Annotated in this window: 14 protein-coding genes and 4 tRNA genes; 6 read left to right on the forward strand and 12 right to left on the reverse strand. The window is 46.5% G+C overall.

The genetic code is table 11. The features are described from left to right. Positions 1-9: 9 nt before the first annotated feature. The 4 genes from Q0257_RS10195 to Q0257_RS10210 all read right to left on the reverse strand — a co-directional run bounded on the left by Q0257_RS10195 (position 10) and on the right by Q0257_RS10210 (position 483). A tRNA-Thr gene (locus Q0257_RS10195) sits at positions 10-84 on the reverse strand. A 113-nt stretch (positions 85-197) separates the two neighbouring features. Next, positions 198-274: transfer RNA gene (locus Q0257_RS10200), tRNA-Gly, on the reverse strand. A gap of 12 nt (positions 275-286) precedes the next feature. Beyond that, a tRNA-Tyr gene (locus tag Q0257_RS10205) sits at positions 287-371 on the reverse strand. Between the two features lie 36 nt (positions 372-407). Next, a tRNA-Thr gene (locus Q0257_RS10210) sits at positions 408-483 on the reverse strand. A 126-nt stretch (positions 484-609) separates the two neighbouring features. Between Q0257_RS10210 and Q0257_RS10215 the strand changes: the two genes are divergently transcribed. Beyond that, positions 610-822, forward strand: a complete 213-nt coding sequence (locus Q0257_RS10215) for a hypothetical protein (protein ID WP_298024566.1) — start codon at positions 610-612, stop codon at positions 820-822. Positions 823-1,446: 624 nt separating this feature from the next. Here Q0257_RS10215 and Q0257_RS10220 read toward each other — a convergent pair. The 7 genes from Q0257_RS10220 to hemB are packed head-to-tail and all read right to left on the reverse strand — an operon-like array spanning position 1,447 to position 7,132. Further along, positions 1,447-2,751, reverse strand: coding sequence for a (Fe-S)-binding protein (locus Q0257_RS10220; protein ID WP_298024568.1), 1,305 nt, complete (start codon positions 2,749-2,751; stop codon positions 1,447-1,449). A gap of 11 nt (positions 2,752-2,762) precedes the next feature. Then, positions 2,763-4,127 carry an oxygen-independent coproporphyrinogen III oxidase gene (gene hemN, locus Q0257_RS10225; RefSeq protein WP_298024569.1) on the reverse strand — a complete coding sequence of 455 codons (1,365 nt, stop codon included), beginning with the start codon at positions 4,125-4,127 and terminating at the stop codon, positions 2,763-2,765. After that, positions 4,120-4,602 carry a DUF2603 domain-containing protein gene (locus Q0257_RS10230; protein ID WP_005872648.1) on the reverse strand — a complete coding sequence of 161 codons (483 nt, stop codon included), beginning with the start codon at positions 4,600-4,602 and terminating at the stop codon, positions 4,120-4,122. The genes hemN and Q0257_RS10230 overlap by 8 nt, the downstream gene beginning before the upstream one ends. Before the next feature lie 15 nt (positions 4,603-4,617). Beyond that, a complete protein-coding gene (argF, locus tag Q0257_RS10235) occupies positions 4,618-5,541 on the reverse strand; it encodes an ornithine carbamoyltransferase (RefSeq protein ID WP_298024571.1) in 924 nt (307 codons plus the stop codon). Then, positions 5,538-5,930, reverse strand: a complete 393-nt coding sequence (locus Q0257_RS10240; RefSeq protein WP_298024573.1) for a type II toxin-antitoxin system death-on-curing family toxin — start codon at positions 5,928-5,930, stop codon at positions 5,538-5,540. Before Q0257_RS10240 ends, argF begins: the two co-directional genes overlap by 4 nt. Before the next feature lie 9 nt (positions 5,931-5,939). Next, the gene (locus Q0257_RS10245; protein WP_298024575.1) at positions 5,940-6,155 is read right to left on the reverse strand and encodes a hypothetical protein; all 216 of its coding nucleotides are present in this window, start codon (positions 6,153-6,155) and stop codon (positions 5,940-5,942) included. Between the two features lie 2 nt (positions 6,156-6,157). Further along, positions 6,158-7,132 (reverse strand): porphobilinogen synthase, encoded by a 975-nt coding sequence (gene hemB, locus Q0257_RS10250; protein WP_298024577.1) that lies wholly within the window; start codon positions 7,130-7,132, stop codon positions 6,158-6,160. A gap of 63 nt (positions 7,133-7,195) precedes the next feature. Between hemB and ribA the strand changes: the two genes are divergently transcribed. From ribA to Q0257_RS10270, 4 genes are read left to right on the forward strand one after another with little or no spacing between them, the layout of a single operon-like run. Beyond that, complete coding sequence (gene ribA / locus Q0257_RS10255) at positions 7,196-7,756, forward strand: GTP cyclohydrolase II (RefSeq protein ID WP_298024579.1); 561 nt, start codon at positions 7,196-7,198, stop codon at positions 7,754-7,756. Continuing rightward, complete coding sequence (rsmG, locus tag Q0257_RS10260) at positions 7,753-8,331, forward strand: 16S rRNA (guanine(527)-N(7))-methyltransferase RsmG (RefSeq protein WP_298024581.1); 579 nt, start codon at positions 7,753-7,755, stop codon at positions 8,329-8,331. Before ribA ends, rsmG begins: the two co-directional genes overlap by 4 nt. After that, complete coding sequence (locus Q0257_RS10265; protein WP_295153197.1) at positions 8,331-8,537, forward strand: hypothetical protein; 207 nt, start codon at positions 8,331-8,333, stop codon at positions 8,535-8,537. The genes rsmG and Q0257_RS10265 overlap by 1 nt, the downstream gene beginning before the upstream one ends. Next, positions 8,534-9,076: a hypothetical protein gene (locus tag Q0257_RS10270; RefSeq protein ID WP_298024583.1), complete on the forward strand. Its 543-nt coding sequence runs from the start codon at positions 8,534-8,536 to the stop codon at positions 9,074-9,076. Before Q0257_RS10265 ends, Q0257_RS10270 begins: the two co-directional genes overlap by 4 nt. A gap of 256 nt (positions 9,077-9,332) precedes the next feature. Here the strand turns inward: Q0257_RS10270 and Q0257_RS10275 are convergent, their stop codons facing one another. Next, entirely contained in the window at positions 9,333-9,497 is a 165-nt protein-coding gene (locus tag Q0257_RS10275) for a hypothetical protein (protein ID WP_298024585.1), read from the reverse strand. Positions 9,498-9,648: 151 nt separating this feature from the next. On the opposite strand from Q0257_RS10275, the gene Q0257_RS10280 reads away from it, so the two are divergent. Beyond that, positions 9,649-10,120 (forward strand): chloride channel protein (locus Q0257_RS10280; protein WP_298024587.1); only part of this gene is annotated, 472 nt, incomplete at its 3' end.

Below are 10,120 nucleotides of genomic sequence, written 5' to 3' on the forward strand. Positions count from 1 at the left end.
TCTATTTTATGGAGCTCATAGCGGGACTTGAACCCGCGACCTCTTCCTTACCAAGGAAGTGCTCTACCTCTGAGCCATATGAGCCTAAACTCAGGCAAAGAGAAATCGCTACCAATACCCAACAATGCGACCAAAATTTAGATTATGTAAGCATATAAAAGCAGTTAAGTTTTACAGCTCCCAGTAAACCTAAATGGTGGAGCGGGAAACGGGGCTCGAACCCGCGACCCTCAGCTTGGAAGGCTGATGCTCTAGCCAACTGAGCTAATCCCGCATCAAAAATTCATGGTGGTGAGACGTGGATTCGAACCACGGAAGGCAAAGCCAGCAGATTTACAGTCTGCCCTCGTTGGCCACTTGAGTATCTCACCCTTTGATGAAATCTGGTCAAACACTGTTACAAAAAATGGAGCTGGTGGACGGGATCGAACCGCCGACCCACTGCTTACAAGGCAGTAGCTCTACCAGCTGAGCTACACCAGCATTTTGAAATTGAAGTGGCAATTATAACCGAAAAATCCCCAATTGTCAAGGCTAAAACAGCCTATTTTAAAATTTCATAAAATTTCTGCTATAATGCGCGCAATTTTAAATTTTAAGGAATTTTATATGAAAATCGTACCTTGGATCATAATAGTTTTTATGATTTATTTGATTTATTATTTTATCTCCCGCTCCGAAAAGCGTCTAAATACCCTTGAAAAGCGCCTAAATAAGATAGAAGAAAACTTAAGCGAGATAAAAAAGGCTACCGAAGCCAACAGGCTTTTGATCGAAGAAGCAAAGCTGGACTCTGAAGATAACGCAAAAGAGCAAGAATAAAATTAAATTTAAAGCCCCGGTCTCGCTAGCTTAGCCTTTTTTGCTAAATATCTCGTGCTAAAAATTATGAATATATTTTATAGTGCACTTTGGCATTTTTGAAAGAAATTTTGCCGCAACGTCGAAACCGCGAAGTGCAAGAAGCTCATACGTAACTAATTCTTAAATTTTACGAAATTTAAAATTCGCGCTTTAAGCCTGCTCCGCCACGCAAATCCACGCAAATTAATAAATCAAAATTCCAGCCATTAGCCGCAAATTCCATAGAATTTCAAACAATACCGCCTAAAATTAGAATTCCTGCTAAAATCCATCCCTCAATTCAACTTCTTAAAATTTTGCGCAAAATCGCTCAACAAAATTCTAAACCACAAAATTTTAGTATTTAAAATCATATTAATCAACCCCGCCGCAGAGCAAAACCTGTGGGCTTGCCGCCCCCGTGCACCGCTTCAGGCTGATATATCCGAAAGCTTAAAAGTGTAGACCGCAACCTCTGCAAGCTAACGATAAAATTTAATCATAATTTTTAAAAACCAAAATTTCAAAAGCACGGAATTTTGTCCCAGGATGTGAATTGAGTAAAAAGCTAACGAAATGCAGGAATTTCACAAATGTTAAATTTTATCCATTGGAATTTTCCTCACTCATAAGCGCCTCAGCGATGAGCTCTAGCGGATTTACGCACCTCATCTGCGAGCCACTTAAAGAAAGCGAATTATTTAGCTGCATCCTGCACGCACTGCACTCAGCAGAGACTACGCGCACGGGTAGATCCGCCATTGCGCGCGCCTTAACTAATCCTGCTTCACGCGCGAGCTCGTAACGCTCGGTCTGCATCGTCACGCCGCCAAATCCGCAGCATTTATTAGGCTCATCCATCTCGGTTATTTCGTAGTTTTGAGCGAGCAAGCCGCGCGGTTCTTTCCAAATACCCTGCATTTTGCGGGCATGGCACGGATCGTGATAGGTAATCGCTAAAGCCCTTTTGCCGCGGCGCATCAAAAGATCACTTAAGTTTGTAAATTTATAAAAGTATTCGCTCGCCATAAAAATTTTACTCGCAAGCTTTTGCGCACGGGCTTTCCATTGCGGCTCATTTTCAAAAAAATTCGCGTAATCCACCCGCAGCATCGCAGAGCACGTAGCCTCGGGCACGATAATTGCATCAAGAGCAGGCATGACTTTTTCGAAATATGCTATATTAAATTTTGCCACGCGTTCAACCGCCGCAAAATCTCCCGTAAAATACGCAGGAGCGCCGCAACAGGCTTGTTCCTTCATCAAATTTACGTTTAGCTTTAGCGCTCGCGCGATATGTAAAACCGCCTCGCCTACGCCCGTGTAAGCGTAGTTTGCCATGCAGCCTATAAAAATTCCGATAGTTTTTTCGCCGCCGTTGTCGATAAATTCTGCATGAGAGTTCATAAAGCTCTTTTTCGCAGGAGCAGGCAACAAGCGCTCTTTTTTAAGTAGTGGCAAGTCAAATCTAGGCGACATAGAGCTTTGCGTATCTTTTCGCATCTTAAAGCCACAGCTAAGAAACACGTATCCAAGCGCTGCTGCTAGATCCAGCGCTTTGCGGTGCCCAAGCAGCCAAAACGCAGCTTTTTTGTACCACGCGATGCCAAATTTTTCCGCAATGCGCGCGCGAACATTCTCGATTGCCGTATCTATGGGCAAAGACTCGCCGCAAATATCTACGCAGTTGGTGCATAAAAAGCAGCTCTCAAAAATTTTCTTAGCGTTTTTATCAAGCTTTAGTTCATTCCTGCCGTAAGCGCCCAAAAGATCCACAAATCCGCGCGGGCTCGTTACTTCATCGCCGTTAATGCCATGAATCGTGCAGACTTGGATACATTTACCACATTTTACGCAGCGCTCGCTAAGTGCCGCAAAATCGAACGCTCCAAGCTTTGCCCTACTCATAGCCGCGCCGCTTAGACGGTTTTAGAAAAGCGCTTCTCGCCCAAATTTTTACCCATATACTCATCAAAGCACATCGCGATATTGCGGATCAAAAGCGTGCCGGTGGGCGTTACGGAAATTCTATTCGGCGAGACTTGCACGAAATCCTTTAGCGCCTCAAGCTGTTTTAGGCTCGCGCTAAAATGCTCGAAAAATTTTATCTTAAATTTCTCCTCGATCGCCTCTATATCGACGCAAAAATTACTCATCAGCCCCATAATCACCTCTTTGCGCAGCAGATCCTCTTCGTTTAGCAAAACGCCCCTGCAATACGGCAGCCTGCCCGCATCTATCGCGGCCTCGTAAGCGTCCATATCTTTGAAATTTTGCGCGTAGTGGCGCGCGCCCTCGCCGATGCTAGTTAACCCGATGCCGATCAGATCGGCGCCGCCCTTGGTCGTATAGCCCTGGAAATTGCGGTGTAGCGAGCCGTTTTTAAGTGCAGTATGAAGCTCGTCCGCGGGCTTTGAGTAGTGATCCATACCAATCATCTCATATCCGTTCGCGCTTAAAAAATCGTGCGTAAATTTTAAAATTTCAAGCTTCACCTTCGGCTCTGGCAGTGTCGTCTCGTCAAATTTACGCATAGATTTTTTTATCCACGGCACATGCGCGTAGTTAAAGATCGCAAAGCGGTCCGGATCAAGCGAAAGCGCAAGCTCCAGCGTGCGCTTAAAGCTAGCTAGGCTCTGATACGGAAGCCCGTAGATCAGATCCATATTTATCGATTTTATCCCTCTCTCACGCGCCATAGCTATGACGTCCCTCGTAAGCTCGAAAGGCTGGATGCGGTGGATCTCCTTTTGCACGCGCTCGTCGAAGTCCTGCACGCCGTAACTGATGCGGTTAAAGCCGTTTGAAACGAGCACGTCAAGCTGCTCGGCATTTAAAAACCGCGGATCGATCTCGCAGCTGATCTCGGCTTCGGGGCTGAAATTTTTAAAATATTTTTTGATGTTTTTTATGTGGCGCGCGAGCTGTTCGGCGCTAAAATATGTAGGCGTGCCGCCGCCGAAGTGCATCTGCACGACCTGCCGCGAGCCGTCCACGACGCCGCTTAAAATTTGCATTTCGCGCTCGATATAGTCCAAATACCGATCCATCTTGTCGCGCTTGCCTGTGTAGATTACGTTGCAGCCGCAAAAATAACAGGCGGAGCGGCAAAACGGCATGTGAAAGTAAAGCGACAGCGGCGTGGAGCTTTTCTGATTTTTCAGCTCGTTCAAATACCCGTCGTAACTGAAGTTTTCGCTAAATTCCAAAGCGGTCGGATAGCTCGTGTAGCGGGGTCCGGGGCGCGAAAATTTCGCGTAAGCGTCGAAGTCTATGCTATTCACGGCCGCCCGCCTTGGTTTTGATAAGCTCTTCGATGTCGATGAAAAGGTTCGGATGCAGGCTTTTTACGCGCGAAACGACGGCATCGACGTCTAAGCTTAATCTTTTCGCACTCGGATTTGCGCCCGTTAGCCTTCTGATCTCGTCCATGCACACGATCCACGCGTCGCCGAAATCCACCGGCGTATGCTGCAAAATCGAGCGCTCAAGCTTGAGATTAAAATTTTCCTGCATCGCGTTTTTGGTCGCGGCGATGAGATTTGCAAGCGATTTTATCGAGATCATCGTGTGCACTTCGTTATTTTCGTCGATGCCGAACCACGGCTCCTCGTCGCTCCACGAGCCGCTTTTTAAAGTGAGTTTTTTCTCGTTGTCCTCGCCCTGTGAAATTTCAAAAACCGTCCTTTTCGAGCTATCAAGCCCGAAAAATTCGCTCGCTTTGTCGATTTTTTTTAGCGCTTTATCTTTTTCTTCCATGCTTTCTCCTAAAATTTATCTTTTTTGATCCAGCCAGACCATAACGCCCTTTTGCGCGTGCAGGCGATTTTCCGCCTCTGCAAAAATTTCATCCGCGTGCGCTTCAAACACAGCCTCGCTTACCTCATATCCGCGGTACGCCGGCAGGCAGTGCAAAAAGATCGCGTTTTTTTCAGCCAGAGCCATTAATCTTTCGTCCACGCAAAAGCCTGCAAAATCGCGAATTCTTTGCTCCTTTTCTCCTTCTTGACCCATCGAAACCCAAGTATCGGTCGTAACGATGTTTGCGCCCGCTACGGCTTCTTTCATATCGTATCCCGTTAGAATTTTAGCGCCTGAAATTTCGGCATTTTGCCGCGCCTGCGCCAGTATCTGCGGATCAGCTTCGTAGCCCACGGGCGTCGCTATTCGCAGCTCAAAGCCAAACTTGCTGGCAAGCATGAGCCACGAATGCGCCATATTGTTACCGTCGCCCACGTACGCGGCTTTTATCTTTGGAGTTTCAATACCGCGCTCCACGATCGTCATCAGATCCGCCATCAGCTGCACGGGATGAAATTTATCGCTTAGCCCGTTTATCACCGGCACGCGGCTAAATTCCGCAAGCTCTATTAGCGTCTCGTGGCGATTTACGCGCGCCATGATTAGATCGCACATTCGCGAAATCACGCGCGCAGTATCTTTGATCGGCTCGCCACGCCCGAGCTGGATGTCGCGACTGCTCAAAAACAGCGCGTGTCCGCCGAGCTCATTCATCCCTACGTCAAAGCTAACGCGCGTCCTGGTCGAGCTTTTTTCAAATATCATCGCCAATTTTTGATCTTTCAAATATGGCTTGAAATTTCGCGCTTTGGCCTCTTTTTTAATCTCAAAGGCTAAATTTAGCATTTGCAAAATTTCATCTTTGCTAAAATCGTTTAACGTAAGAAAGTGCCTCACATCGCTCCTTTATCTTTTATAAATTTACTAAAAAATTCTTTTAAATCACCTTTCGTCATATCGCCCGCAGCCACCTTTACGACTATATCTTCCATCGCAGCATAAAATTCCTCGTCGTCCAAAATTATAGAATTTGCCGATAAAAACATATCGGCTAGCAAAATCGCCGTCCTTTTATTGCCGTCGGTGAAAGGATGAAATTTTATGCACGAATGCGTCAAATGCGCGAGTTTATCCGACATAGTAGGATAATACAGATCGTTTTTTATATTTTCCAGAGCAGAAGATAAATAGCTTATCTGGGTTTTATTATAGCCTTTACTTCCGCCTATTTTTTCTAGCATTTTATCGTGGATAAAAATAGCCTGATGCAGCGTTAAATATTTCATTTGTCTTTTTCATTTATCCTTTAATCGCTCAAAAACGGCCCTATTGCTCGGCTTATCTAATTTCGCAATAACGGCGCTCGAAAGCTCGCCAAAATTCTCTATGCACTCATCTTTATTTTCAGATAAAATTTTAGCTTCAAATTTCATCTTTTTTGCCAGCTTCATCACGGCATCCAAGACGGCTTGCATTTCATTACTTTTAATTTCGAGTGCTATCTTATTCATCGCTAACCCCTGTTTAAAATTTCCGCGATCTCTTTGGCGTGATAGGTGATGATCATATCGGCACCCGCGCGCCTTATGCCTATCATCGTCTCCATCATCACGCGCTCATAATCGATCACGCCCGCTTTTTTGCCTGCCTGCAGTAGCGCGTATTCGCCGCTTACGTTATACGCACAGATCGGCAACAACGTGCGCTCTCGTAGATCTCTGATTAGATCCAGATACGCAAGCGCGGGCTTTATCATCAAGATATCCGCTCCCTGCGCCTCGTCTTGCAGGCTTTCGTTGATCGCCTCAAATCTATTTGCGGGATCCATCTGGTAGCTGCTGCGGTCGCCAAAACTCGGTGCGCTCTCCGCCACATCGCGAAACGGCCCGTAGTAGCCGCTGGCGAACTTCGTCGAATACGCCATAATCGGTAAATTTTCAAATCCGCCGCGATCGAGCGTCTCTCGCAGAGTTGCGATAATACCGTCCATCATGCCGCTTGGAGCAATCATATCCGCGCCTGCTTTAGCGTGGATGAGCGCCTGCTGCGCCGAAATTTCAAGCGTCGCGTCGTTATCCACCGTCTGATGTACATGATCGATGATGCCGCAGTGCCCGTGGTCGGTGTATTCGCAAAAGCACAGATCGGTGATTACTAATAAATTTGGAAATTTAGCCTTTATCGCGCGCAGCGAAGTCGCGATGATGCCGTCCTCGCTTAGCGCGTCCGAGCCGATGCTGTCCTTTAGCGAAGGAATTCCAAAAAGTAAAATTTTATCTAGTCCTAGCGACAAAAGAGCCTCGCACTCTTTTAAAATTTCATCCACGCTCATCTGAAATACGCCCGGCATCGAGGCGATCTCCTTTTTGATGCCGCTTCCTTCCACCACAAAAAGCGGATAGATTAGAAAGCGGGTTTGCAGATCGGTTTGTCGCACTAGATCCCTAAGCGCGGGGTTTATTCGTAGCCGTCTAAATCGTTTAAACATTATTTTTCCTTTTTTAGCTAGAATTGTGAGATTTATAATATCACAATCGGAGTAAATTTAAGCATGGATATAAAAATTTCAGAGGTCGCAAATCTCCCCTCCCGCTTCGGAAGCTTCCGCGTTCAGTCGTTTAAGCAAGGCGAGAAAGAGCATTTGGCGATATTTAAGCAGCCTTTGGAGGGCATTGTAAACGTGCGGATCCACTCGGAGTGCCTTACCGGCGATGCGATCGGCAGCCTAAAGTGCGACTGCGGCGAACAGCTCGAAGCAAGCCTAAAATATATCGAAGAGCATGGCGGCATGGTGATCTATCTGCGTCAAGAGGGGCGCAATATCGGACTTTTTAATAAAATCAACGCCTACGCGCTACAAGATCAGGGCCTCGATACGATCGAAGCAAATCATCAGCTCGGCTTCAAAGCGGACGAGCGCACCTACGAGATCGTGGATTTCATACTCGCTCATTTTGGAATTTCGCGCATAAATCTACTTACGAACAACCCGCAAAAGCTGCACGATCTAAAAGTCGAAGTGGTCGCGCGCGTGCCGATAATCATCACGCCTAATAAATTTAACGAAAACTATCTGCGCGTCAAAAAAGAGCAGATGGGGCATCTGCTGTGAAGCTTGCGCCGGGCGAGAGCTTTGGCGAGCAGGTCGCTAAATTTAAAGCCTGCCTGCAAAAATTTAACCGCGTCCATAGCCTCACGAATTACGAGGATTTGGATGCGGTGGTGCGCGACAGCCTAAGCGGAGCGGAGTTCATACCTCGCTACCCACACGTTGCATGCGACATCGGCTCGGGAGCTGGCTTTCCCGGGCTATTTTTGGCGCTCGCGCTGCCGCTGTGCGAGTGGCATCTGTTTGAACCAAATCAAAAAAAAGCGGCGTTTCTAACCTACGCGAAGGTTAGCCTTGCTCTAACTAACGTAAAAATCCACGCCGAGCGCGTGCAAGACGGCGTAAAGCTACGCGCCGATCTGATAAGCTCGCGAGCTTTGATGAGCGCGCGAAGCTTGGTTGAAATTTGCCGCGGCTTTTACGATCAAAACACTACGTTTTTGCTCTACAAAGGCTCGGGCGCAGAGGCGGAAGCAGCGGAATTCCGTAAGGAATTTACGAGCGCGCACTGCGAAATTTTTAGCGGCGAAAACGCTTTGAAAAATAGAAATTTTTTAGTGATCAAAGGGGTGAAATAATGGGAAAAATTCTAGCCGTCGCCGTTATCGCGGCGCTCATATATTTTTTGATAGTGCCTAGATTTCGCATAAAGAAAAAGGACGATGCGACCGAGCTTTTGGCGTGCGACGAGTGCGGGACGTACTTTAGCAACGACGAGCTTGCTCTGCGCGATAAAAAGCGCCTTTGCAAATCCTGCGAAGCTAAACTAAGGGGCGGCAAATGATCATCCTAGGCCACGCGCTCGTGCCCTACGAGCCGCTGTATCTCATCAAAAACGGCGACGAAGTTTTCAAATACGACAATCTGCTCTTTAAATTTAACGACAGGCTCATCGCCGCCGCGCAAAAGGCGCAGAAAAAATTTAGCGTCATCACGAACGATATAAATGAAATTTTGCTCGCAAACGGCGCAGGCGCGCGCTTCATCATAGTGGATAAAAAATCCGCCGCAGCCGCACAAAAGCTAGCAAACGATTATCTTTTCGACGCCAAGATCGCGATGTTTATCGGCTCTGCGCGAGCATTAAAAAACTTAGCCGAGCTCGGTATCGATGCGACGATCTTTAAAGACGCGATCGCAAACGCGCCTAAATCGCTACTTGCAAGCATCGGAGATAGCGTAGGCTTTAAATTTCACTTCGGGCTTCCGAAAAAAGATGAAATTTTTGACGGCGCGCAAAAGCTCGCGGATAAAATTTCGGCTCTGGATAAAAAGCTAAGCGCGCCCGCAGCCGGTAAAAACGACGATATCTGGAAAAAATAGCAAAATCCTAAGCGAATTTATTCGCGAAGCGCAAAATTTCTATGACTCACGCAAATTAAAATTCCGCGCCGGATTTCGTCCACCCACGCAGCTTGGAATTTCACGCGAGATTTCGCTCGCTTACGCGAATCGGAATTCTACGCGGAATTTTGCCCTCTTTCGCAAATTAGAATTCTGCGCGAAATCCCACGCGTCCTCTGCGAAATTCTCTCGCTTACTCAATTTAAAATTTTACCCGCTCGGATAGATTTAAATTTTACGTAGAATTTCGCCTGCCTTCGCGGCAAGAAATTTCAAATAGAATTTTATCCTCCCGCGCGATGCGAAATTTTACTAAATTTTCTACGCGCGATATAAAATCTACGTAAATTTTACTCGCGCAATTAACGTAAATAAAATTCCGAACCTGCCTAAGCTTCATAGAATTTCGCGCAAAATTTTACTTACAGAGACGATATAAATTCCTAGCCATTGTTTTAAAATTTACTCGCGTTTTAGCTGCTTTTATGCGCGCGGTAAGGATTTTTTAAAGCTAAAATTTTATATAATTATGCGTTTCAAAAAGGCATATTTTGAGTACTAAATTATTTCTAGCGATCCTTGCGATAGGCGTTATAATGGGACTTTGCGCAGGGCTCTTAAACTTCGGCATCAATGAAATTGAAACTTTTGCTTTCGGGCATAATGATGAGGAATTTCACATTATTACGGAGCAAACCACTGCGCTTAGGCGCTTTCTTAGCGTCCTCGCAGCCGGCGTAATCGTAACTTTAATTAGAATTCTGCTGATAAGGCTAAAACCTTTTTTAAATGTAGCTTCGATGATGGATGGGCAAAATCCGCCGTTTTGGCAAAATTTAATCCACTCGGTTTTGCAGCTAGTAGCCATCGCTCTGGGCGCACCGGTAGGCAGCGAGGCTGCTCCGCGCGAGTTAGGTGGCTTGTTTGCGGCTAAAATTTGCCGCGCCCTAAATATTAGCGGAGACGAGCTTCGGCTATTTGTCGCATGCGGCGCTGGAGCGGGACTAGGCGCTGCATATAACG

It is taken from the genome of uncultured Campylobacter sp. (assembly GCF_938018035.1).
Classification (GTDB): domain Bacteria; phylum Campylobacterota; class Campylobacteria; order Campylobacterales; family Campylobacteraceae; genus Campylobacter_B.